Source organism: Isoptericola sediminis (assembly GCF_013085345.1).
GTDB classification, from domain to species: domain Bacteria; phylum Actinomycetota; class Actinomycetes; order Actinomycetales; family Cellulomonadaceae; genus Isoptericola; species Isoptericola sediminis.
The window spans coordinates 32,476-55,830 of the sequence record NZ_JABFAJ010000015.1 but is presented as its reverse complement, the minus strand read 5'-3'; the positions used below and the strand labels follow the sequence as shown (position 1 = coordinate 55,830).

Here is a 23,355-nt window from a genome sequence, read left to right as displayed (position 1 = left end):
GTACAGATTCCTTTTCAGATCATCGCGTGCTGCTCGGCACGCCCGTAGAACGCCACGTCACCGCTCGCGAGCAGCTCGGCATCGGTCACCGTCCATGTGTGCCGGCCCGCCCCGGACCGCATCTGGACGAAGTTGTATCGGTCGGCGGAGTAGATCCGCGCACCGGCGTCGGCCGCGGCGTTCAGGAAGCCGGTGTCCTCCCCCGTCGGCGTCTCGGCGAAGCGGACGTGGGCCGCCAGCTCCCGACGCGCCACGATCGTCGGGCCCATGACGAAGTCCGTGTACCGGTGCTCCCGCTCGGCGAACCGCAACAGCGTCGCGTCCTGGGACTCGAGGTACATGTAGTGCGCCTGCTTGCCCACCACGTCGGCCGCCGCGTAGTCGAGCGCGTAGAGCTGGTCGCTCAGGTACTGCGTGCCGTACAGATCGTCGTCGTCCATCTTGGCGACGACGTCGCCGTCGGCGACGTCGACCAGCCGGTTGAGGCAGGCGCCGAGCGGCACCTCCTGGCCGGCCTGCAGCAGCACGAGGTCCTCGACGCCCGCCTCCTTGGCGCGGAGCCGCAGCGCGTTCTCGTCCTCGGTGAACCCGTGGGTGAGCAGGGCGAGCTGGACGTCGACGCCTTCCTGCGACCCCACCGAGCGCAGCACGTGGTCGAGCTGGTGCGGACGGTTCGTGGAGACCAGCGCGGTCACCCGCGGCCGCGGCACGACGGCGGAGTCCGCCAGACCGGCGTCGTGCAGGACCCGCTGCGCCCGCGCACCGTAGGTGTGCTCGCGCCAGATGCGTCGCTGCCCCCGGTGCACGGCACGGTCCCGCAGCTCGGGCGAACGGACCAGGGCGCGGACGGTCGAGGCGGCCTCGTCCCGGGTGGAGACATCGAAGACCTCATCACCCGGGAAGAACTCGCCCGTCGCCGCGCTCGGCGTCGTGACGACGGGCGTCCCGCACGCGGTGATCTCGAAGATGCGCCGCGCACACATGCTCGGCGAGTCCACCACCGAGTTCACGTTGAGGAACACCTTGTAGTCGCGGTACGCGGTGAGCATCTGCGGGTACGGGAGCGATCCCACCACCCGCGAGGCATACGGCTCGGGGAACTCGTACCGCTCGTCCTGTCCCGTGAACCGGGAGAAGATCTCCAGGCCCCGCTCCATCCGCGGAGAGACGTCCAGCGCACCCCCGAGCAGCAGGTGCATCTGCTCACGCCGCTCCGGGTACTTGTGCGCGAACCACGTCCCCGCGAAGGCGACGTCCCGCTGCGGGCCCGCGCCGTGCCGGCGCACCGGGTTGTGGATCGCCGGCTGCGCACCGAACGCCAGGACCCCGACGCGGTCGTGGCCCAGCGCCTCGCGGTACGCGGCAAGCCGGTTGACGTCCGTCGTGTACACCCGGTCGAAGAGCCGCGCGGTGTCGACGAAGTCCTCGAAGTGCGCCGGGTCCTCCTTGTTCCAGAAGACCGTCGGGATGCCTCGCTCGCGGCACGCCGCGAGCATCTCCGTCACGGCCGGGCGGGGCGCCGTCGGACCCGTGAGGTGGAATTTCCAGGCGCCGCCGTTGCCGGCCCATGCCGACTCGACGAAGACGAGGTCGAGACCGTCGAGCTGCTCGGCCCACGTGGACGGCTTGAGCAGCACTTGGTCCCACTCGGAGCCGAACGCGAGGCGCGAGAAGTCGTCGAGGACGACGCCGACGCGCAGGTGACGGGCCGGCGGGCGCTCCGGCGTCGTCCACGGTTCATAGACGAGTCCGGTGTCGGTCGCCGTCGCGCCCCGCGGGGCGTGGTCACCGAGGATGCGCTGCCGACGCAGGAAGACCCGGACCTGCTGCGGTCCGCCGTGCCGCAGGTGCCAGAGCGCCTTGCGTGCGGTCCGCCACCACCTCGCCTGCCGCACGCCCATCGCTCTCCCGCTACCGCTCGTCCATCGTCAGCCGGGGCAAATGTTATCTGCCCCGGCGCGCGTTCTGTACGTCCTTGGTCACAAGGCGGTCACAAAGCGGTCAGGAGAGGGCGTTCTGGATCGGCTCCAGCAGGAAGTACACGACGAAGAGCAGGGAGGACACCCACATGAGCGGGTGAATTCTCCGCACCTTGCCCAGCGCCAGCTTGATGACGACGAAGGCGATGAACCCGGCCCCGATGCCGTCCGCGATCGAGTAGGTGAACGGCATGATGATCATCGTCAAGAACGCCGGGATGGCGATCTCCATGTTCCGCCAGTTGATGCCCGCGACTTGGGCCATCATGAGGAACCCGACCAGCACCAGCGCCGGCGCGGCCGCCTCGTAGGGCACCAGCGCCACCAGCGGGGACAGGAACGTCGCCAGCAGGAACGCCACACCCGTGACCACCGAGGCGAACCCGGTCTTGGCGCCCTCGCCGACACCCGTCGTCGACTCCACGTAGGCGGTGTTCGAGGACACCGAGCCGGCACCACCGGCGATCGCACCGAAGGAGTCGACCACCAGGATCGCGCGGGTCCGCGGCGGGTTGCCCTTCTCGTCGAGCAGCTTCGCCTCCGCCCCGACGGCGACCATCGTGCCCATCGTGTCGAAGAAGTCCGCCAGCAGCAGGGAGAAAACCAGCAGCGCGACCGACACCGCCGCGATCTTGTCGAACGACCCCAGCAGCGAGAACTGGCCCAGGAGCCCGAAGTCCGGGACCTCGACGACGCCGGAGAAGGCCGGGGCGTTGAGGTTGAAGCCGTTCGGGTTGGAGCCGTCCGGCGCCTTGGCGCCGATGCTCAGCGTGTTCTCCAGCACCACGGCCAGCGCGGTCGCCGTGAGGATCGCGATGAGCAGCGCACCGCGGATCCGGCGCACCCACAGCACGATGGTGAGGATCAGCCCGACGACGAACACCAGCATCGGCCAGGTGGCGAGGTTGCCGAGCGCCACCGGGGTGCCGTCACCCGGCACGACGAACCCGGCGTTGACCAGACCGATGAGCGAGATGAACAGGCCGATGCCGACGCTGATCGCCGTCTTGAGCTCCACCGGGACGGCGTTGAACACGGCCTCCCGGAACCCGGTCAGCACCAGCACGAGGATGATCAGACCCTCGATGACCACCAGGCCCATGGCGTCCGCCCAGGTCATCTCCGGCAGGCCGGCGATCGAGTAGGCGACGACGGCGTTCAGGCCCAGACCCGCGGCGAGGCCGATCGGGAAGTTGGCGAAGACACCCATCGCGATCGTCACGATGCCGGCGATCAGCGCCGTCGCCGCCGCGACCATCCCGAGGTTCGGCGCGTCGCCACCCCCGAGGAACTGCCCCGTGCCGTCCGGCACGGTGCCGATGATCAGCGGGTTCAACACCACGATGTAGCTCATCGCGAAGAACGTGACCAGGCCGCCGCGGACCTCGGCCCCCATGCTCGACCCTCGCTGGGTGATCTGGAAGAAGCGGTCGATCGCGCTGAGACCCTCGGTGGGCGCGCTGGTCTGGTTCGCCATGGGCACACATCGTGCCAGAGCCGGGCCGGTCGACGGGACACGGTCCGGACAGTTCGGGCGTGACGCCGACCTCGTTCCGGGGCCGCGACGTACGATCGATCCGTGCCCTCCGTCATGACGCTGCTGCTCCACCCGGAACGCCGCCGTCCCACGCCCGGGCCGCCGGCGATCGACCTGTCCCGCGTCACACTCCTCGGGATCGCGTGCTGGGTGGTGGCGCTGGTGGTCACCGGCGTGCTCGCCGCGGTCGACCTGGTCCCGGTCGACGTCGTGATCGTCTGCGGGGCCGGCATCGTGCTCGGGCTGCTCGGCCTGCCCTGGGCCCGCCGCCACCGCGGCGACTGACGTCCGGCCGTCAGCTTCCCGCCGGCCGGCGGATCAGCCCCAGGCGGTCGTCGCCCAGAGCGCCACGGCACGCTCCGGCTCGCGCAGCACCGCCGAGAGCAGGGCCACCCGGTCCGGGCGGCCCAGCACGTCCGCCAGCCCGGCGGCCAGCCCGGCCGGCGACGTCGCGTGCACGCGCCCCTGGGCGTCCACCCACCACGGCACCGGGCGGCCCGCCACGGACAGCCGCTCGTGCTCGAACCAGACGGCCGGCAGCCGGTGGTCCAGCACCGCGAGGCGCGGGTCCAGCTCCTGCTCGGTACCGAGCTGGTCCGGGGACGGCAGCCCGTCCTGACCCGCCAGCGGCAGGTCCAGCAGCTCGGCCAGCCCCTCGGCCTCGCTCTCCGGGGCGGGCACCACGGCGCCGAGCGCCGCCCAGCGGGCGGTCCCGGCCACCACGACGTCCTCGGCGGGCTGCACGACGACGTCGCTCGCGTCGAGCACGGGCAGACGGTCCGGCAGGGGGTCCAGCGCCGTCGAGCGGTCCGCGGCGTCCAGCCGCTCCGCCAGGCTCGTCAGCCCGCGCCACACCACCAGGGCGTCCCGCAGCGGCAGCGGCGAGCCGACCGCGGGCAGCCGGTCCAGCGCGGCCGGCCAGTCCGTGGGGTCGAGATCGCCGAGGGCGTCCGCCCCGCCCAGGGCGCGCCGCACCGCGACGTCGAGCCCGGCCACCGCCCGCGGTTCGGGCGGCAGCAACGGGACGCCGTCGTGCAGGGCGAAGGGGGCGCCGAACCGCTCGCGCAACCACCACGCCGAGTACGAGGGCGCCGCGGCCCGTCCGCGCCGGACCGGGGTCAGCAGGGCACGCCGGGTGTCCGGGTCGCCGGCCAGCCGGGCCAGCACCCGAGGCCAGGCGTCGTCCGCCACAGCGTCCAGGTCGGCCACCGCCACCAGGTCGCCGACGGCCACGCCGGGACCGAACCGCGCCGTCAGCAGCCGCAGGTAGTCCGACCACCCGCCGAGCCAGCCCGCGGCGTCGTCCGGGCCGCCGTCGTCGTCGGCCTCGTCCGGGTCCGGGGTGATGACGTCCGGGACGATGTAGACGTCCGGGTCGGTGCGGGCACCGGCCGCGGTCAGCACCGGGGCGCCGTAGCGCGCCACGTACTCGGCACCGACCGGTGCGAGACCGTCGAGCACCTCGGCCGCCCACGTCCCGGGCAGCGTGGCCTCGCGCAGCGCGACCAGCTCGCCGTCGGCCGTCGGCACGGGCAGCTCACCCGTCCAGAACGGGGCGTCCGCTCCCCCGGTGAGCCGCACCAGCGCCAGCGCCGACGCGACGACCTCACGAGCGCCGTCGTCCCCGTCGCCGTCCAGGACCGCCTCGGCGGCGTCCAGCGCGGCACGGCGGACCTCCGGGTCCTGCAGCATCCGGTGGGCGTCCGTCGCCACCGCGCCGGCGCGCACCAGCAGCGGGTGGGCGACGTCGGGGTGGACGACGCGCAGGCCCAGCACCCGGGCCGTGGCCGCCAGGGAGGCCTCGTCGCCGTCGTCCACCGACCCCTCGGGCAGCACGACGGCGCTGCGCACCCCGGCCACGCGACCGTCCGCCAGCGGGACACGGGCCCCGGCGAGCGACTCCAGCACCCCGGGTTCGTTCGCGTACGGCGCCAGCGAGTCCAGCAGGTCGTGCCACCGGGCGGCGGGCAGCCCCGCCGGCAGGTCGTCGACGAGGTCCGCCAGCGCGACGGCGGTCGCGCCGAGACTGCGCACCGTCGCCTGGTGCCGTGCCGGGACGAGCACCAGCCCGGGCAGCACCGGGGCGAGCGCGGCGACCAGGTCCGCGTCACCGCCGGCGTCACCGGCGACGACCAGTGCGTCCTGCGGCGCCTCGAGCGCGGCACCGCCCTCCTCCGTGCCGGAGGCGCCGAGCAGCGGGGTGCCGCGCAGCGCCGCCGTCGCGGACTCCCGCACCGCGGCGTCCAGCTCGGAGCCGGGCAGGCCGGTCGGCACCAGGTCCAGGGGGTTCGGCGCGGCGGCCGGGTCCGTGGCGCGGTCCGCGGCCAGCGAGCCGAGCAGCTCGGCGTAGGCGGCACCCGCCTCGGCGGCCAGCCGGTCGGTGGCCGGGCCGGGCAGCACGCGACGGCGTCCGGCGTCGACCGGGAACGTCGCGAGCAGCACGGCGGGCAGGTCGATGACGACGTCCGTGGGCGTGGGGGCGTGCAGCACGCGCCGCCCCTCCTGCAGGGTCCAGACCAGCGACCAGTCCGGGCGCCGGTGCTCGCGGGGCAGGTCGGCGACGTCCGCGGCGGTGAACCGTCCGCTCCGGCCGAGCTGCGGGGCCGCCGTGCGGGCCGAACGGTCCCAGGTGTGCTCGTCCTCGGTGCCGGAGGGTGTCGTGACGACGACGGAGAGGTGGTCGACAGCGGGGAACGCCAGCAGGAGCACGTCGTCGAGCTCGGCGAGCTGGCGGCGCACCGCCTCCACCGCGGCGGTGTCGCGCAGCCGCAGCTCGACCACCGTGTCCGCGGCGGAGCCGGCGTCCAGCGCGGGCGCCGGGAACGGCAGGCGCAGCACCGGCAGGTCGTCGCCGCGCCCCGCGACGTCGGCCGCGAGCCGCTGCCGGTCAGGGCCGACGTCACCCGAGGTCAGCGTGGCCAGCGCGGTGCGGGTCTCGTCCAGGTCGAACCGCACACCGCCGTCGCGCGAGCTGATCGTGACGTCGTCGGACACGCCGCGCACGGCCGCGAAGCCGACGCCGAACCGCCCGACCTCGCCGGGGGCGCCGTCCTTCGCCGAGGCGCGCAGGGAGGCCAGGGAGGCCACCCCGTCGGTATCCAGGGCGTGGCCCGTGTTCGCCACGCGCAGCACGCGCGTGCTCGTGTCGAGGGCGATCTCCACGCGGCCGGGGACCCCGGCGCGGGCCGCGGCGTCGGCGGCGTTCTGCAGGAGCTCGACCACGACGCGGTCCCGGTAGTGACCGCGGGCGTGGTCCTCCTCCGAGTTCGCGTCCTCACGGAAGCGTGTGGCGGACCCGAGCCACGCCTCCGTGACCGCGTGCCGCAGCGCGGCGGTCCCGAAGACGTCTGTCGTCACGCGCGCTCGTCACCTTCCGGCTCGTCGGACCGGTCCGGCTCGTCCGGACCCGGCGTCCCCAGGTCCACCTGCTCGACCGTGGACTCGTCGATGATCGGGTCCGGGTCCGGCCACTCGCTGCGGCGCCGGCTCACGTCCGTCTCGGAGTGCGCCCCGCACCCGTGGTCCAGCGAGACGACCTTGCCGTCGTCGGGCGACCACGCGTTGGCGCACACCCCGAAGAGCTGGCCCAGCGGGCCCTGCAGCGGCACCAGGAACCCGCAGGTCGTGCACTCGGCGTCCGAGGCGACCGCCCCGCGGGAGGTCGGGCCCTGCGAGCCGCGGTACCAGCGCTCGGCGGCCTCGTCCCGGCCCTGCGGGGACAGCACCCGCTGGCGGGCCAGCGCGAGCTCCTCGATCGCGACCTCGTCCTGCTCCTCGTCACCGGTCGGCGTCCAGCCCGGCTCCAGGCGCGGGTCGTCCGCGCGGAACGGCAGCTTGTCGCCCGGGCGCACGTCCCCGGGGCGCAGACGCTCCGACCAGGGCACCCAGGCCGGGGCGAGGATCGCGTCGTCGCCCGGCAGCAGCTCGACCTCGCAGACGGTGGCCGTGCGGCCGCGCGGGACGCGGGCCACCGTCACGGTCCAGTGCCAGCCCTGGTAGCCGCGCATCCCCGCCGCGAACCGGTGGGACATCAGCCGCTCGCCCTCGGCGACCGTCCCGAGGTGCTCGCCGACGTCGTCCGGTCCGGACGCGACCTCCAGCGCCGCGGCGCGCGCCAGCTCGACGGCGCCCAGCAGGACGGCGTCGTTGCGGGCGCGCGAGCTCACGCGGCGGGCCTTCGCGGGCGCCTCGGCGGATGCCATGATTCGTCTCGCTCTCAGGAATCGAGGTTGTCGGCGACGGCGCGCAGCATCGTGGCGACGCGCTTGCCCGCCTCGCCCTCCGGGTACTTGCCGCGCCTGAGCTGGTCTCCCGTGCGGTCGAGCACACGCATCAGGTCCTCGACGATGCCGGCCATCTCCGACGGCGGCTTGCGCTTCGCCTTCGCCACGGACGGCTGCGGGTCGACGACCCGCACCGACAGGGCGGACGGCCCGCGGCGCCCGTCGGCGACGCCGAACTCGACGCGGGTACCGGGCTTCGGGCTCGGCACGTCGGCCGGCAGCGCGGAGGCGTGCAGGAACACCTCACCGCCGTCGGCGCTGGCGATGAAACCGAAACCGCGATCCGCGTCGTACCACTTGACCTTGCCGGTGGGCACCTGAACCTCTTCGTGCTCGTCGTTGCTCTGACCCGACGGGTGCCGGGCAATGTCCCAGAGTACCGGCGTGGGGCCGGGCCCGTCGCATCCGTGGACGACGGTGTCCGCCCCCTCCGGTCCGGGGCACGCCGCGCCCGGCCGTGCCACGCTGAGCACACCGGGGAGAGCACCGCTCTCGGATTGGAGCGTCGGTCATGACCCGTCATCTCGTCGTGGGGGCCGGTGCCGTCGGCCACCAGGTCGCCGCCCTGCTCGCCGCCGCCGGCGAAGACGTCACCGTCGCCAGTCGCTCCGGGCGGGACACCGGCCTGGCCGGCGTCCGGCACGTCGCCGTCGACGCCGCCGACCCCGACGCGCTGTGCGCCGCCGCCGGGGAGACCGACGTGCTGTACAACTGCGCCAACCCCGCCGACTACACCCGGTGGGACGAGATCTGGCCCCCGCTGGCCGCCTCGCTGCTGACCAGTGCCGAACGGCTCGGCGCCACGTACGCGATCACCGGCAACCTCTACCCCTACGGCCCGGTCGACGGCCCGATGACCGAGGACCTGCCCGACGCCGCCACCGACCACAAGGGTCGCCTGCGCGCCCGGATGTGGGCGGACGCCCTCGACGCCCACCGGGCCGGCCGCCTCCGCGCCGTCGAGGTGCGCGGCTCCGACTACGCCGGTCCGGGGGTCGGGGACAACGGGCACCTCTCCCGCGTGCTGCCGGCGGCCCGCCGCGGCCGCGCCGTCGGGATGATCGGCCGGGTCGACCAGCCGCACACCTTCACCGACGTGCGCGACGTCGCGCGCACCCTCGTCGCCGCGGCCGCCGACCCCGACGCGCACGGGCGCGTGTGGCACGTGCCGTCGAACCCGCCCGTCACCCAGCGCCAGGCCGTCACCGACGCGCTGGCCGCCGTCGGGCAGGGCCCCGTGAAGGTCCGCGCGCTGCGCGGGCCCGTCCTCGCGGTGGCGTCCTGGTTCTCCCCGCTGGTGCGCGAGCTGCGGGAGCTCCGCTACCAGTGGGAGCGGCCGTACGTGCTCGACTCGACGGCCGCCCAGGAGCGGTTCGGGATCGCCCCCACCCCGTGGCCGGAGGTGTGCCGGGCCACGGCCGCCGACTGACGTCGCGCTGTGGGCATGAAATCTGCAGCTCTGCCCTCGGTCGGAACGTGGATTTCATGCCCACAACCCGCGGGGACCTGGTCCCGGTGCTCGGCGATCGGCGTAGCATCGAACAGATGGCCGTCACGTTCACCGAGTGGGTGCGCACGCGCACGGACGACGAGCTCGTGACGCTGCTGCGCGCCCGACCCGACCTCGGCACCCCCTCCCCCTCCACGCTGCGCTCCCTGGCCGCCCGCGCCGCCAGCCGCACCAGCACCGAACGCGCCGTGGCGCACCTCGACGCCGGCACGCTGCAGGTGCTCGAGTCGCTGCTCGCACTGTCGGACGGCGGCACCCCGGTGGACGCCGCGCGGATCGCCGCCGCACTCGGCGCGCCGGACGCCGTCGGCCCGGTCGCCCGCGTGCTCGACGACGCCCGTGACGCCGCCCTGGTCTGGGACGACGGCGACGGCGTGCATCCCTCGCCCGGCCTCGAGGAGGTGCTCGGCCCGTACCCCGCCGGACTCGGCCCCGCCCGGGACGGCGACGGTCCGACGGTCGACGTCGCGGCCCTCTCCCCCGCCGCCCGGCAGGTCCTGGACGCGCTCACCTGGGGACCGCCCGTCGGCGTCGTCCCGCCGGAGGGGTCGGCGGCGCGCGTCGCGGTCGACGGTCTCGTGACCGACGGGCTGCTGGAGCGCTCCGACACCCGGCACGTCCTGCTCCCCCGCGACGTCGGGCTGGCGCTGCGCGATGGCCGCACGCACCGCACCCCCGACCTCGACCCGCCCCGACCCACGGGCACGGTCGTCCCCGACGCCACCGTCGACGCCGAGGCCGCCGGCGCCGCGCTGGAGATCGTGCGCCAGGTGGCCCACGTCGTCGTCGCCTGGGACGACACCCCGCCGTCGACGCTGCGCGCCGGCGGGCTCGCCGTCCGCGACCTGCGGCGCACGGCCCGGCTGCTCGAGACCGACGAGGCCACCGCCGCGACCGTCGTCGAGCTCGCCGCGAGCGCCGGCCTCGTCGCGGACGACGGCGACGCCCCGGCGTCGTACGTGCCCACCACCCGGGCGGACGGCTGGGAGGAGGCCGAGGACGCCGACCGGTGGGCGACGCTGGCGACGGCCTGGCGCCGGTCCCGGCGGACGCCGTGGCAGGTGGGGACCCGTGACGAGAAGGGCACCGTGCGGGCGCCGCTGTCCGCGGACCTGCAGCGGCCGTGGGTGCCGCGGCTGCGCGAGCAGGTGCTCGCCGTGCTGGCCGCCCAGCCGGGGGTGGCCCTCGGGGTCGACGACGTCCTGGAGGTGCTGCGCTGGCGGTCACCGCGGGCCGTGCCCCCCGAGGCGGCCGTGGCCGGGCTGCTGCGCGAGGCGGCGCTGCTGGGCGTCACCGGGGCGGGTGTGCTGTCCTCACCCGGCCGCGCGGTGCTCGCCGCGGGCGACGACCCCGGCGAGGAGGACCTCGCCGGGGCCATGCGCACGGTGTTCCCCGAGGAGGTGCACGAGTTCCTCCTGCAGGGTGACCTGACCGGCATCGTGCCCGGTCGTCCGGGGCCCGAGCTGGCCCGGCTGATCGACCAGGCCGCCGAGGTCGAGTCCCGCGGGGCCGCCACCACCGTGCGGTTCACCACCGGGTCCGTGACACGGGCGCTCGACCACGGCAGCAGCGGCGAGGACCTGCTCGCGGAGATCGCGCAGCGCTCGGCGGTACCGGTGCCGCAGCCCCTGGAGTACCTGGTCAAGGACACCGCCCGCCGGCACGAGGCGCTCCGGGTCGGGTCCGCGCAGTCCTACGTCCGCACGGCCGACCCGGCGACGCTCGCGGGCCTGGCCGACGACCCGCGGCTGGCCTCCCTCGGACTGGTGCGGCTGGCCCCGACCGTCCTGGCCGCTTCGGTGCCGGCCGCCGAGCTGCACGAGGTGCTGCGCGAACGCGGTCTGCTCTCCGCGCTCGAGGGACCGGACGGCCGCCCGCTGGGCCGGGTCCGCCGCGCGGCACGCCTGGACCGGGACGCCTGGTCGCGGCGACGCGGCGGCGGGTCGGTGCGCGGCATGACCGACGCCGGGCGGCGCGAGCTCGTCGCACGGATCCGCGGCACGAGCCGGGGCGGCGCGTCGGCGTCGGCGGGCTCCCCCGACGCCGGGGCGTCACCGGCCCGCGCCGAGCCCGGGTTCGGGTCCGGGCCCGGGCGCGGGGGCACCGCGGCGTCGCCGTTCGGTGAGGGTGACGGCGTCGGGCGGGCGGTGCGCGAACCCGGGGACGTGCAGGCCGAGCTGAGCGAGGCGCTGCGCGACGGACGGACGGTCTGGGTGGAGCTGGTCGGCGGGTCCGGGGCGCTGGAGCGGCGCGAGCTGCGGCCGATGCGGCTCGAGGGCGGGCGGCTGCGGGCCCTGGACCCCGTGCGCGAGGCCGAGCTCACCATCGCCGTGCACCGGATCGCCTCGGTGCAGCCGACCGACTGAGCCTCCGGGCCGGTCGACCGGGTCCGCCGTGGGAGACGCCGATGGTCGTCGGGACGACCAGCTCGGCACGACCCGGCTCCGGGCGACACTCGATCTGGGGGCTGTGCGCTCCGCAGGATCCACAACACCGTGGCGCGCACCAGTCACGGATAACGTGAATCTCACGCCATCCGTGACTGGTGCGTACGCAGCGGTCACGGTTCACGGACCGCCGACAGGTACGGAATCGACATCCGCCCCCTCGCGCCGCTCACCGCCCGCAGGAACACGACGGGCGGCCGGTGCGTTGGCATCCTGGACGCCTGCCCCGCGGAAGGACACGCATGCCCGACGGCCCCCTGATCGTCCAGAGCGACAAGTCGATCCTGCTCGAGGTCGACCACGCGCGCGCCGAGGAGGCGCGCCGCGCCATCGCGCCGTTCGCCGAGCTCGAGCGCGCCCCCGAGCACGTGCACACCTACCGGCTGACCAACCTGGGGCTGTGGAACGCCCGGGCGGCCGGTCACGACGCCGAGCAGGTCGTCGACACGCTCATCGCGTACTCGCGCTACCCCGTCCCGCACTCGCTGCTGGTCGACGTCGCCGAGACGATGGGCCGCTACGGCCGCCTGACGCTGCACTCGCACCCCACGCACGGGCTCGTGCTGGAGTCCACCGACGCCGCCGTGCTCGCCGAGGTGCTCAAGTCCAAGCGGACCACCGGCCTCGTGGGCGAGAAGATCGACCCGAGCAGCGTCGTCGTGCACCCCTCCGAGCGCGGCAACCTCAAGCAGGCCCTGGTCAAGCTCGGCTGGCCCGCCGAGGACCTCGCCGGGTACGTCGACGGCGAGGCGCACGCGATCGACCTGCGCACCACCACGACGCCCGTCTACCCGGGCGAGGAGGCCGCCGACTGGACGCCGCGGCCCTACCAGCAGCAGGCCGTCGACGGGTTCTTCCACGGCGGGTCCGGCGTCGTCGTGCTGCCCTGCGGCGCCGGCAAGACGATCGTCGGCGCCGGGGCCATGGCCGAGGCGAAGACGACCACGCTGATCCTGGTGACCAACACCGTCTCCGCGCGCCAGTGGCGCGACGAGCTGGTGCGCCGCACCTCGCTCACCGAGGACGAGATCGGCGAGTACTCGGGCTCCCGCAAGGAGATCCGCCCCGTCACCATCGCGACCTACCAGGTGCTGACGACCAAGCGGAAGGGCGTCTACACCCACCTGGAGCTGCTCGACGCCCGCGACTGGGGCCTCATCGTCTACGACGAGGTGCACCTGCTGCCCGCCCCGATCTTCCGCATGACCGCCGACCTGCAGGCCCGCCGCCGGCTCGGCCTGACGGCCACGCTCGTGCGCGAGGACGGCCGCGAGGACGAGGTGTTCTCGCTCATCGGGCCCAAGCGCTACGACGCCCCGTGGAAGGACATCGAGGCCCAGGGGTACATCGCCCCGGCCGACTGCGTCGAGGTGCGGCTCACCCTGCCCGAGCACGAGCGCATGCTCTACGCGACGGCCGAGCCGGAGGACAAGTACCGGCTCGCCGCCTGCGCCCCGGGCAAGAACCGCGTCGTCGAGCAGATCGTGGCCGACCACCCCGACGACCAGGTGCTGGTCATCGGCCAGTACATCGACCAGCTCGAGGAGCTGGCCGCGCACCTCGACGCGCCGCTGATCACCGGGTCGACGACCGTCCGCGAGCGCCAGAAGCTGTTCGCCGCGTTCCGCGCCGGGGAGATCTCCCGGCTCGTGGTGAGCAAGGTCGCGAACTTCTCCATCGACCTGCCCGAGGCGTCCGTGGCGATCCAGGTCTCCGGGTCCTTCGGCTCCCGGCAGGAGGAGGCCCAGCGCCTGGGCCGGGTCATGCGCCCCAAGCAGGACGGCCGCACGGCGCACTTCTACGCCGTCGTCGCCCGCGACACCGTCGACCAGGACTTCGCGGCGCACCGCCAGCGGTTCCTCGCCGAGCAGGGGTACGCCTACCGCATCGTCGACGCCGAGGACCTGGACGCTGTGCAGTAGAGGGCGGGTCAGCCCGAGATGCGGGGTCACTCGACCTCGACCAGCGTGGTCGGATGACCAGATTCGGGTACACCCTCATGACCGAGCAGTCCGGCCCGCGTGACCTCGTCGACTACGCCGTGCGTGCTGAGGAGGTCGGCTTCGACTTCGAGGTGATGAGCGACCACTACTTCCCCTGGCTCGACTCCCAGGGGCACTCGCCGTACGCGTGGAGCGTGCTCGGCGCTGTGGCCCACGCGACGCGGCGGACCGGGCTGATGTCCTTCGTGACCTGCCCGACGCTTCGCTACCACCCCGCCGTTGTCGCCCAGAAGGCGGCCACGACGGGGCTCCTGTCCGAGGGGCGGTTCACCCTCGGCCTGGGCGCCGGCGAGAACCTCAACGAGCACGTGGTGGGCGCGGGATGGCCGGCGGTCGACGAACGCCACGAGATGCTCACCGAGGCGGTGCAGATCATCGGCGCGCTGTTCCAGGGAGACCTCATGAGCTTCCGCGGGGACCACTTCCAGGTCGACTCCGCACGGTTGTGGGACCTGCCGGACGACCCGGTCGGGATCGGCGTCGCCGTCTCCGGAGGGCAGTCCGTGGGTCAGTTCGCGACTCTCGCCGACCACGTCATCGCGACCGAATCGCAGTCCGCACTCCTGGAGCAGTGGGACGCGGAGCGCGACGCGGCCGACTTGCCCGCGTCACGCAAGTTCGCGCAGGTACCGATCTCATGGGACCCCGACCGCGATGCCGCCGTCGAACGGGCGCACGACCAGTTCCGCTGGTTCGGGCTCGGCTGGCCGGTCAACGCCAACCTCCCGACGACGGAAGCCTTCGGCCTCGCGAGCTCCTTCGTCCGCCCTGACGACGTCGCGTCGTCGATCACCTGCGGCCCCGACCTGGACGCCGTGGTCGACGCCGTGTCGGCGTACTGGGAGGCCGGATTCACCGACATCGCACTGCATCAGATCGGCGATGAGAAGCAGGAGCAGTTTCTAGCGCAGGCCGCCGGACCGCTGCTCGAGAAGCTGCGCGCCGCCGCCCCGCAGTAGCCGGTCCGGGCGTCGAGGAGGCACGGGGGCACACCGCGAACTACGGTGCCAGCATGGCCGACGACGCCGCCGCGGACCGCGAGACCGCGCCCCCTGCCCCGGACGACGGCACCGGGGAGGGGACCGACCGTCCGCTCCAGCACGACACGAGCCGACCCCCGCGCTGGGTACCGCGCGTGCTCCTCATGGGCGCCGTCGCCGTCTTCGCCGCCATCTGGGTCTGGGGCGCGATCCAGCAGCTCAACACCGTCCTCGTCTACCTGCTCATCGCGGGGTTCCTCGCGCTCGCCCTCGAACCGGTCGTCGTGTGGCTCGTGCGGCACGGCTGGCGACGGGGAGCCGCGGCCGCCGCCGCGTTCTTCGGGTCCGTGATCCTCGGGCTCGGCATCCTGGCGCTGTTCGGCAACCTCTTCATCCAGCAGCTGATCCAGCTCGTGGGCACCCTGCCCGACGTGTACGTGGCGGCCCAGGAACGTCTGCAGGCCAACCTCGACGTCGACCTGCCGTCCTCCGACGACCTGCTGCAGCAGCTCGTCCAGGAGTACGGCTCCGACGTCGCCTCCGGCACCCTCGCCGTCGGCACCACCATCGTCGGGTTCGTGTTCGCCGCCCTGACGATCGGCCTCGTCACCTACTACCTCCTGGCAGCGGGCCCGCGGTTCCGGGTGGCGGTGTGCCGCTGGCTCCGCCCGGACCGGCAGACCGAGGTGCTGCGCCTGTGGGAGATCACGCAGGTGAAGGTCTCGGACTTCATCAGCTCCCGGGTGGTGCTCGCGGCGCTGTCCGCGGCGTTCACCGCCGTGTTCCTGGTGATCCTGGGCACGCCCTACGCCCTGCCCCTGGCCCTGTTCACCGGCCTGGTCTCGCAGTTCATCCCCACGATCGGCACCTACATCGGCGGGGCGCTGCCGGTGGCCGTCGCCCTGACGTCGCAGGGGGTGCCGCAGGCGGTCGCCGTGCTGGCGTTCATCATCGCCTACCAGCAGCTCGAGAACCTGTACTTCTCGCCCAAGATCTCCGCCCGCGCGCTGGAGATGAACCCGGCGGTCAGCTTCGTCGTCGTGCTGGCCTTCGGCGCGGTGTTCGGGGCGCTGGGTGCCTTCCTGTCGCTGCCGATCGCCGCTACCATCCAGGCCGTCGCCAACACCTACCTGACCCGGCACGAGCTCGTCGACTCCGACATGCTGCGCGACCCGGGCCGGCAGCCGCCGAAGGGGTCACGCCGGTCCCGCAACCTGCGTGCCGCCCAGGAGGCCGCGCGCACCGTCGACGAGCGCCGGGCCGACGGTCTGGAGTGAAGCGCCGGCCCGGCGCCACGCGACGTGGTCAGCCCATCATCTCCTCGTAGTCCGCGACCTGGTCGGCCGGCGGCGCCTCGATGCTGACGTCCTTGCCCCAGTCGGAGTAGGTGGTCGTCAGCACGACCTCCTGGCCCTCGACCGTCATCGTCATGTCGAAGGACACCGGCAGGCCGTCCCCGTCCAGCCGGAACACCATGTCCACCGGGGTCTCGTCCATCTCGTCGAGCGTCGACCGGTCGACGCCGAGCAGGGCGGGGTCGAAGGCCTCGGCCGCGTCGATCGTCACCGCGTAGACGTCGAGCTCCGTGCCCCCGACCTGCTCGGTCCCGACGTACTCGAAGGACTCCACGGCGTCGGCCATCATCTCGGCCTGCGCGGCGGGGTCCGCGTTCTCCAGGAGGTCGAGCGCCTGGGCGACGCCGGCCTCCTCCTGCGCCTCGTCGAGGTCGATCGCGACGTACTCGACCTCTCCGGCGCTGAACCCGCTCATGTCCATGTACATGGTCGAGTCGACGATGACGGCCTCGATCGTCATCCCCATCGCGTCGGTGGTCATGCGCATCCGCATCTCGTCGAGCGTGGCACCCAGGACGATGTCCGCGTTCTGGTAGACGCCGTCCATCCCCGCGAGCTCGACCGCCTCACCCGCGATACCGCTCTCCACGTGCACGGTGGAGTGCCCCTCCTGGGCCTGCGCCATCCGCTCCGAGAGCTCGACGACGTCGCCCGCCACGGGGCGCCCGCCGGTGGCCTCCTCGGCGGTGGCCGCGGCCTCGGCGGCCGACACCGCGGGGTCGACCGCCTCGTCGTCCGCTCCCGCACAGGCCGACAGCGTCAGTCCGACGGCGCCCGCCGTCAGCAGGGCGGTGATCCTGGTCTTCAGCACGTGTCCACTCATTCCGTCGTCGGTCGGCGGGTCCCCTGACCCGGCCCACGAGCATCGAAGCAGGCCCAGGTCACGTCCGGGTCACGGCGGGAACCGCCACAAACCTCACCCGCTGCGGGATTGCGTCGCACCCCCGGTCGCGCCACGATGCAGACCGTGACCCCGTCCCTCCTGGCCGCGCGGCGACGTCCGGTCTCACCTGTCGTCGCCGTCCTCACGCTCGCATCCGCGGTAGCCGCCTTCGTCGCCCTGACCGCCGGTCCGACGCACGCGGTGGGACACGTCGCCGCCGAGGCCCCGCTGTCCGAGCTCGACGGGGACATCACCGACGTCGCGGGTGTCCTCGACGAGGAGGGCACCGCCGAGGTGCAGTCCGCGCTCGACGAGCTCGCCGCCGACACCTCCTACCAGCTGTTCGTCGTCTACGTCGAGCGCTTCGACGGCCTGGACGGCCGGGAGTGGGCCGACGCCACGGCGAACCAGGCCCGGCTCGGCACCGACGACCTCCTCCTCGCCGTCGCGACCGAGGACCGGCTGTACGGCATGAGCTGGGACCAGAACGTCGACCTCACCGACGGCCAGCTCGACGCCGTCCGGGACGCCGCCGTCGACCGGCTGCGGGACGAAGACTGGGCCGGCGCGACCGTCGCCGCCGTCGACGCCCTGCTCGCCACCACCGGGGGGTCCGGCGCCACCACGGGCACCGGCGCCGGGCAGGACGACGGCGGAGGGATCCCCGACGTCGTCCTCTGGGCCGCGATCGGCCTGGTGGTCGTCGTGGGTGGGTTCGTCCTCGTGCGCCGGGCACGCCGTCGGGACGCCGAGCTCGCCGAGCGCGGCGCGGCTGCCGCGGCCGCCCGCCGTCGCCGCGCCGCGGAAGGGGCCCGCCGTGTGGTCGGCGCCGCCGGCCGCCCCGGTCGTCGCCAGGCCGCGGGCCCGGACCTGGAACGGTTCGCCGGGCTCGGTCTGGAGGAGATGCGGCGTCGTGCTGGCAGCGCCCTCGTCGCCGTGGACGACGCCGTGAAGACCTCCGAGCAGGAGCTCGCGTTCGCCGAAGCCGAGTTCGGCGTCGTGGAGACCCGCGAGTTCCGGGACGCCCTGGAGGCCGCGCGCCAGGAGGTCGCCGAGGCGTTCCACCAACGGCAGGTGCTCGAGGAGACCCCGGGCGACGCCCTGGGCGAGCACGCCGAGCTGGCCGCGATCATCACCCGGTGCGAGACCGCGGCCGCGTCGCTGGACGCGCAGACCGACGCGTTCGACGAGCTGCGTCGCATCCGCGCCCGCGCGCCGGAGATCCTCGACGAGGCCGAGCAGCGCGCCACCGAGATCACCGCCCGCGTCGAGCTCGCCCGGCACACCTTGGCAGGACTGACGGCGACCTACCCGGACACGGCCCTGGCCTCGATCCGCACCAACCCCGACCAGGCCGAGACCCTGGTCGCCAACGCCCGCGAGATGATCGAGTCCGGCCGTGCCGCCGTGCGCCGGCGTCGCCGGGCCGTCGCGGTCGCCGACGCCCGGGCCGCGCAGAACGCGCTCGGTCAGGCCGTCACCCTGCTCGAGGCCGTGGCGACCGCCGGCGACGACCTGGCGACGGCGGGATCCAGCCTCGACACGGGCATCGCCTCGATCACCCACGACATCGGTGACGCGGACCGGCTCGCCCCGGACGACGTCCGGGTCCGCGACGCGGCCGCCGAGGCCCGCGCCGCCGTCGACCAGGCCCGTGCTGCCAAGGACGGCGGCGACCCTCTGGCCGCCCTGAGCCGACTCGCCGCCGCCGAGGCCGCCCTCGACGACGCGCTGGCTCCCTCGCGGCACCGTTCCGAGGCCGACGCCCGCGCCCGCGCGCTGCTGCGCGACGTCCTGGGGCGCACCGAGTCCCACCTGCGATCCACCCGGGACTACGTGACGACGCGACGCGGCGCCGTCGGACCCGACGCCCGGACCCGGCTGGCGGAGGCCGAACGCCTGGTCGCCCAGGCCCGCGAGCAGCAGGCGAGCGACCCCCAGGCGGCGCTGGCCACGGCACAGCAGGCCGAGCGCTACGGCCAGCAGGCCGCGCAGATGGCCCAGCAGGACACCGGCGGGTGGGACGCCGGCCAGGGCACGGTCGGCTCGCGCCGCGGCGCCGACATCGGGGGCATGATCCTCGGCGGGATCCTCATCGACTCGATGATGCGCGGCGGCCGACGGCGTGGGCGCATGGGCGGCTTCGGCGGCGGTGGCCGCGGCGGCTTCGGTGGTGGCTTCGGCGGTGGCCGCGGCGGTGCCGGAGGTCGCTTCTGACCCGCCGGCGGGAACCCCGCGGCCTCCACCGTCGTCGGACCTAGTGACGGGCAACCTGGCACCAGAAAGGCACCTCATGAACCAGAAGCAGAGCATCCTCGGCCGGATCGGCCAGCTCGCGAAGGCGAACATCAACGCGCTGCTCGACCGCGCCGAGGATCCGCAGAAGATGCTCGACCAGCTCATCCGCGACTACACGAACAACATCGCCGAGGCCGAGCAGGCGATCGCGCAGACCATCGGCAACCTGCGCATGGCCGAGCAGGACTACCACGAGGACGTGCAGTCCGTGCAGGAGTGGGGCGCCAAGGCGCTGGCGGCCTCCCGTAAGGCGGACGAGCGTCGCGCAGCCGGCGACGCGGCCAACGCCGACAAGTTCGACCAGCTCGCCAAGGTGGCGCTGCGCAAGCAGCTCGACGCCGAGAACGAGGTCACGACCGCCCAGCCGATGATCGAGCAGCAGCGGGTCACGGTCGAGAAGCTGAAGACCGGGCTGGCGCAGATGAAGGACAAGCTCGTCGACCTCAAGTCCAAGCGCGACCAGCTCGTGGCCCGCCAGAAGGCCGCCGAGGCCCAGCAGACGGTCCAGGGCGCGATCAGCTCGATCAACGTCATGGACCCCACTAGCGAGCTGAACCGGTTCGAGGAGGCCGTGCGGCGCGAGGAGGCGCACGCGATGGGCCAGGCGGAGATCGCGGCGTCGTCGCTGGACTCGCAGTTCGCCGAGCTGGAGGGCTCGATGGAGGACCTGGAGCTGGAGGCCCGTCTCGCGGCGCTCAAGTCCGGGTCGCCGCAGCCGGGCCAGATCGAGTCCTGACCGCCGGCGCAGGTCAACTCCGGCCGAGTCAGAACCGCGCCGGCCGAGTCAGGACAGCTCCGGCCGAGTCAGGGCTCGGGTGCGACGGGTCAGGAAGCCGACCGGTCACACCCGAGCCGGACTCGCGGGCCGAGCCCTGACCCGCGGGCCGAGCCCTGACTCGCGGCCCGCCGCCCTGACCCGCGGGCAGAGGCCCTGACTCGCGGGCCGAGCCCTGACTCGCAGCGCGGCGGTGCGTTCAGGCCGCGGGTGCCTCGACGGACTCCGGCAGCTCCGCGGCGCCGTCGACCTCCTGCTCGTCCGGGCCGGCGGCGACGACGGCGGCCTCCTCCCGCTGCCGACGGGCGACGACCGCGGCGCGCACGTGGTCGAGGAACGCGCCGGCGAGCAGCTCGCCGGACCGGCGCAGCTCGTCGTCGTGCTCGACCGCGCACGCGTGCACGGCGGCGGTCTCCACCTCGGTGTACCCGAGCGCCCAGCGGACCGCCGTCGTCGGCCCCGCCTCCGGGTGGAACTGCACCCCGAGCGCGGACCCCCAGCGGAACGCCTGGTAGGGGTACATCTCGGACCACGCCAGCCACTGCGCGCCCTCCGGCGGCTCGATGACGGCGTCGGCGTGCATCTGCACGAACGAGGTCGCGACGCCCCGGCCGTCGAGGTCCTCCGCGGTCTCGGCACCCGCCGCCCGGGCGAGCGGGGCGAGCACCGGGTCCTCGAGCGCCTCGGCCCGCCAGTACACCGGCAGGACACCGGCCTCGCGACCGGGCGGGGCGCCCACGGCCACGGTGCCCCCGCCGGCGACCGCCAGCATCTGGGCGCCGAGGCAGACGGCCAGCGTGGGCAGGTCGGCGGCGACGGCGTCGGCCAGCAGGGACCGGACCGCGGGGAGCCACGGCGCGGCGTCGTCGGCGTAGGCGTTCATCTGACCGCCCAGCACCACGAGGCCGTCGCCGCACTCGTCGAGCGTCGGCACGGGGTCGCCGTCGAAGAGACGGACGACGCGCAGGTCGCCGAGCAGCCCGCGGAACCGGTCGACGGGAACGTCGGAACTGTGCTGCAGCACGGTGACACGAGGCACCGCTGAGAACTCGATCTCGGACACGAGCGCTGAGACTACTCCGCACGCCCCCGTCGGTCACCCCCCCCATCGACCGGCCCCCCGCGTACGCTGTGCCCATGGCCTCCCCCTTCTCCGAGCCGACCACCGTTCCCGCGCGCGGGACCGCGCGCACCACCTACCTGCTGGTGGACGGCGAGAACATCGACGCCACCCTCGGCATGAACGTGCTCAACCGGCGCCCCAACCCCGAGGAGCGGCCGCGCTGGGACCGCATCACCGGCTTCGCCCAGCGCGTCTGGAACCAGGACGTCGTCCCGCTGTTCTTCCTCAACGCCACGAACGGCCAGATGCCGATGTCGTTCGTCCAGGCGCTGCTGGCGATGGGCTACCGCCCGATCCCCCTGGCAGCCAGCGGTGACGAGAAGGTCGTCGACGTCGGTATCCAGCGCACCCTGGACGCCATCGCCGACCGCGACGCCGACGTGCTGCTCGCCAGCCACGACGGCGACTTCCTGCCGCAGGTCGAGCGGCTGCTGGGTCAGGACCGCCGCGTCGGCCTGCTGGCGTTCCGCGAGTTCGTCAACATGCAGCTCGCCGGGCTGTCCGAGTCCGGCCTGGAGATCTTCGACCTGGAGGGCGACGCCAACGCGTTCACGAGCCCCCTGCCGCGCGTGCGGATCATCCCGATCGAGGAGTTCGACCCGCTGCGCTTCCTCTGACGGTCCCGGCCGGGCGGGCGTCACGCGCGCGGTTGCTCGGCCGGCGGTTGCTCGGCCGGCGGCCGCTCGCTGCCGCGTCGCTCTCCCGGCAGGCCGGCGGACCGCCGCGTGACCGTGATCGCCCACAGCGCCGCGGCCGCCAGCAGGACCGTCAGCACCATGACCACCCACAGGAACCCGGTCGCCACGACGACCAGCACCGCCACGGCCAGCACGGCGACGCGCAGCACGTCCGCGTGCGCGGCGACCCACCGGCCCAGGCGGCCGTCCTGGCCCGTGACCGTGGCGACCCACGGCCACCGACGTCCGGCGTCCACCAACCACCGCGGCCGGCCCAGCAGCGCGCCGACGACCACCGTCACGGCGGCGACGACGGCGACGAGCCAGAGGATCTCGTGGACCTCGCCGGCCACGGACTCGAACAGCACGGTCGCGACACGCTCGCCGTCGGGCGTCCGCGCCACGTCCACCACGACGCCGCGCAGCCGGGAGATCAGCGCGGTCACGATCACCACGCCGACGAGCACGCCGATGCCGAGCTGGACGGCTCCCCGGCGTCGGTCGGGCGAGATCCACAGGGTGGCCACGACGGCGACGAGCGTCAGCACGACCAGCAGCCACCCGACCCGGTCCGCCGTCGTCACGGCGTCCTGGAGCCCGTCGAAGGTCGCACGGTCCATGAGCTGCACCTGGCCGATACCCTCCGGCAGCTCCACCCCGAGGGCCTCGGAGAGCTGGGCGCGAGCCTCCGGCGCCCTCTCGGAGACGGCGTCCGGGAGCGTGACGTCGCCGAGCACGTCCTCCAGACCACCGAGCGACTCACGCACGGCGTCGGCGACGAGGGGCAGCGTGTTCAGCATGACCGCGTCGTCGGTCAGGTAGACGTTCGGGTGGTCCTCGACGTCGGCGCGGGCCAGCGCCACGACTCCGGAGTGCGCCCGCTCCACGAGATCCGGCACCCGGTCCGCGACGGCGTCGGACGTCACCACCCGCTCCACGGCCGCGTCGATGCGCTCCTCCAGGGGCTCGACGATCAGCGGCGTGATCGCCGCGAGGGTCGGTCGGTCGACGTCCCCGGAGAGCGCGTCGAGCAGCGGCCCCGGCGCGAGGTCGCCCCGCGCCACCAGCGCCGCCACGAGGGCGGTGTCGAGCTGGGCCAGCCGGTCGGAGACCCGGGAGTCCAGGTCGAGGGCGAGCAGCACCTCGTCGGAGACGCGGTCCGCGAGCGCGTCGGCGAACGCCGGGTCGTCCAGGGCGGGGCCCACGGTGTCCATGAACTGGTCGGTGTCCAGCACGGTGCGGTGCGCCCACACCACGAGGGACGAGGCGACCACGAGGAGCGTCGTGATCACGGCCATCGCCCCGGCGACCCAGCGGCGGACCACGGGAGCCCGCGACGACCGCACCGGCTGCTCGGGCGTCGAGTGCTGCGTCACGGGGACGTCCTCCCTGGTCGGGACTGGTGGGCCGAGCCTACCGAGGTCGTCCCCGGCCCGCCGGACGGACGGGTCGGCCGTCCACGGCACCTGTCCAGGTAACGTCCAGCAAGTCGGCGCACACTGGAG

General features: G+C 74.1%; 17 protein-coding genes. 9 read left to right on the top strand and 8 right to left on the bottom strand.

Going from position 1 to position 23,355, the window contains the following annotated elements; all coding sequences use genetic code 11:
• Positions 1 to 14: 14 nt before the first annotated feature.
• Positions 15 to 1,901 (bottom strand): glycosyltransferase family protein, encoded by a 1,887-nt coding sequence (locus HLI28_RS08340; RefSeq protein ID WP_171247059.1) that lies wholly within the window; start codon positions 1,899 to 1,901, stop codon positions 15 to 17.
• A gap of 100 nt (positions 1,902 to 2,001) precedes the next feature.
• On the bottom strand, positions 2,002 to 3,456 hold the full coding sequence (locus HLI28_RS08335; protein WP_171247058.1) for an NCS2 family permease: 1,455 nt from the start codon (positions 3,454 to 3,456) through the stop codon (positions 2,002 to 2,004).
• 102 nt (positions 3,457 to 3,558) lie between these two features.
• On the opposite strand from HLI28_RS08335, the gene HLI28_RS08330 reads away from it, so the two are divergent.
• On the top strand, positions 3,559 to 3,801 hold the full coding sequence (locus tag HLI28_RS08330) for a DUF2530 domain-containing protein (RefSeq protein ID WP_171247057.1): 243 nt from the start codon (positions 3,559 to 3,561) through the stop codon (positions 3,799 to 3,801).
• A gap of 33 nt (positions 3,802 to 3,834) precedes the next feature.
• On the opposite strand, the gene HLI28_RS08325 is transcribed toward HLI28_RS08330, so the two are convergent.
• From HLI28_RS08325 to HLI28_RS08315, 3 genes are read right to left on the bottom strand one after another with little or no spacing between them, the layout of a single operon-like run.
• A complete protein-coding gene (locus HLI28_RS08325) occupies positions 3,835 to 6,873 on the bottom strand; it encodes a sacsin N-terminal ATP-binding-like domain-containing protein (RefSeq protein ID WP_171247056.1) in 3,039 nt (1,012 codons plus the stop codon).
• Entirely contained in the window at positions 6,870 to 7,718 is an 849-nt protein-coding gene (locus tag HLI28_RS08320) for a DUF3027 domain-containing protein (protein ID WP_171247055.1), read from the bottom strand. The genes HLI28_RS08325 and HLI28_RS08320 overlap by 4 nt, the downstream gene beginning before the upstream one ends.
• 14 nt (positions 7,719 to 7,732) lie before the next feature.
• Positions 7,733 to 8,116 (bottom strand): cold-shock protein, encoded by a 384-nt coding sequence (locus tag HLI28_RS08315; RefSeq protein WP_171247054.1) that lies wholly within the window; start codon positions 8,114 to 8,116, stop codon positions 7,733 to 7,735.
• A gap of 194 nt (positions 8,117 to 8,310) precedes the next feature.
• Here HLI28_RS08315 and HLI28_RS08310 point away from each other — a divergent pair, with 194 nt between their 5' ends.
• From HLI28_RS08310 to HLI28_RS08290, 5 genes are all read left to right on the top strand, one after another.
• On the top strand, positions 8,311 to 9,228 hold the full coding sequence (locus HLI28_RS08310; protein WP_171247053.1) for an NAD-dependent epimerase/dehydratase family protein: 918 nt from the start codon (positions 8,311 to 8,313) through the stop codon (positions 9,226 to 9,228).
• 56 nt (positions 9,229 to 9,284) lie between these two features.
• Positions 9,285 to 11,675 carry a helicase-associated domain-containing protein gene (locus HLI28_RS08305; protein ID WP_246246548.1) on the top strand — a complete coding sequence of 797 codons (2,391 nt, stop codon included), beginning with the start codon at positions 9,285 to 9,287 and terminating at the stop codon, positions 11,673 to 11,675.
• A 323-nt stretch (positions 11,676 to 11,998) separates the two neighbouring features.
• Complete coding sequence (locus HLI28_RS08300) at positions 11,999 to 13,678, top strand: DNA repair helicase XPB (protein WP_171247052.1); 1,680 nt, start codon at positions 11,999 to 12,001, stop codon at positions 13,676 to 13,678.
• Between the two features lie 53 nt (positions 13,679 to 13,731).
• Complete coding sequence (locus tag HLI28_RS08295) at positions 13,732 to 14,718, top strand: TIGR03557 family F420-dependent LLM class oxidoreductase (protein ID WP_171247051.1); 987 nt, start codon at positions 13,732 to 13,734, stop codon at positions 14,716 to 14,718.
• Positions 14,719 to 14,771: 53 nt separating this feature from the next.
• Complete coding sequence (locus HLI28_RS08290) at positions 14,772 to 16,016, top strand: AI-2E family transporter (RefSeq protein WP_171247050.1); 1,245 nt, start codon at positions 14,772 to 14,774, stop codon at positions 16,014 to 16,016.
• A gap of 28 nt (positions 16,017 to 16,044) precedes the next feature.
• Here HLI28_RS08290 and HLI28_RS08285 read toward each other — a convergent pair whose 3' ends face one another.
• Positions 16,045 to 16,905, bottom strand: coding sequence for an SCO4651 family lipoprotein (locus HLI28_RS08285; protein WP_171247049.1), 861 nt, complete (start codon positions 16,903 to 16,905; stop codon positions 16,045 to 16,047).
• 147 nt (positions 16,906 to 17,052) lie between these two features.
• Between HLI28_RS08285 and HLI28_RS08280 the strand changes: the two genes are divergently transcribed.
• Positions 17,053 to 19,194: a TPM domain-containing protein gene (locus HLI28_RS08280; protein WP_171247048.1), complete on the top strand. Its 2,142-nt coding sequence runs from the start codon at positions 17,053 to 17,055 to the stop codon at positions 19,192 to 19,194.
• A 76-nt stretch (positions 19,195 to 19,270) separates the two neighbouring features.
• Positions 19,271 to 20,011 carry a PspA/IM30 family protein gene (locus HLI28_RS08275; protein WP_171247047.1) on the top strand — a complete coding sequence of 247 codons (741 nt, stop codon included), beginning with the start codon at positions 19,271 to 19,273 and terminating at the stop codon, positions 20,009 to 20,011.
• Positions 20,012 to 20,249: 238 nt separating this feature from the next.
• Here HLI28_RS08275 and HLI28_RS08270 read toward each other — a convergent pair whose 3' ends face one another.
• A complete protein-coding gene (locus HLI28_RS08270) occupies positions 20,250 to 21,113 on the bottom strand; it encodes a glutamine amidotransferase-related protein (RefSeq protein WP_171247046.1) in 864 nt (287 codons plus the stop codon).
• Between the two features lie 74 nt (positions 21,114 to 21,187).
• Between HLI28_RS08270 and HLI28_RS08265 the strand changes: the two genes are divergently transcribed.
• Positions 21,188 to 21,790 (top strand): NYN domain-containing protein, encoded by a 603-nt coding sequence (locus tag HLI28_RS08265; RefSeq protein ID WP_171247045.1) that lies wholly within the window; start codon positions 21,188 to 21,190, stop codon positions 21,788 to 21,790.
• Between the two features lie 20 nt (positions 21,791 to 21,810).
• On the opposite strand, the gene HLI28_RS08260 is transcribed toward HLI28_RS08265, so the two are convergent.
• Positions 21,811 to 23,226, bottom strand: a complete 1,416-nt coding sequence (locus tag HLI28_RS08260; protein WP_171247044.1) for a hypothetical protein — start codon at positions 23,224 to 23,226, stop codon at positions 21,811 to 21,813.
• Positions 23,227 to 23,355 lie beyond the last annotated feature (129 nt).

Excerpts from the sequence above, each read along its gene's own strand:
- HLI28_RS08340 (WP_171247059.1), bottom strand. The coding sequence starts at position 1,901 with ATGGGCGTGCGGCAGGCGAGGTGGTGGCGGACCGCACGCAAGGCGCTC.
- HLI28_RS08335 (WP_171247058.1), bottom strand. The coding sequence starts at position 3,456 with ATGGCGAACCAGACCAGCGCGCCCACCGAGGGTCTCAGCGCGATCGAC.
- HLI28_RS08320 (WP_171247055.1), bottom strand. The coding sequence starts at position 7,718 with ATGGCATCCGCCGAGGCGCCCGCGAAGGCCCGCCGCGTGAGCTCGCGC.
- HLI28_RS08310 (WP_171247053.1), top strand. The coding sequence starts at position 8,311 with ATGACCCGTCATCTCGTCGTGGGGGCCGGTGCCGTCGGCCACCAGGTC.
- HLI28_RS08305 (WP_246246548.1), top strand. The coding sequence starts at position 9,285 with ATGCCCACAACCCGCGGGGACCTGGTCCCGGTGCTCGGCGATCGGCGT.
- HLI28_RS08300 (WP_171247052.1), top strand. The coding sequence starts at position 11,999 with ATGCCCGACGGCCCCCTGATCGTCCAGAGCGACAAGTCGATCCTGCTC.
- HLI28_RS08295 (WP_171247051.1), top strand. The coding sequence starts at position 13,732 with ATGACCAGATTCGGGTACACCCTCATGACCGAGCAGTCCGGCCCGCGT.
- HLI28_RS08290 (WP_171247050.1), top strand. The coding sequence starts at position 14,772 with ATGGCCGACGACGCCGCCGCGGACCGCGAGACCGCGCCCCCTGCCCCG.
- HLI28_RS08280 (WP_171247048.1), top strand. The coding sequence starts at position 17,053 with ATGCAGACCGTGACCCCGTCCCTCCTGGCCGCGCGGCGACGTCCGGTC.
- HLI28_RS08275 (WP_171247047.1), top strand. The coding sequence starts at position 19,271 with ATGAACCAGAAGCAGAGCATCCTCGGCCGGATCGGCCAGCTCGCGAAG.
- HLI28_RS08265 (WP_171247045.1), top strand. The coding sequence starts at position 21,188 with ATGGCCTCCCCCTTCTCCGAGCCGACCACCGTTCCCGCGCGCGGGACC.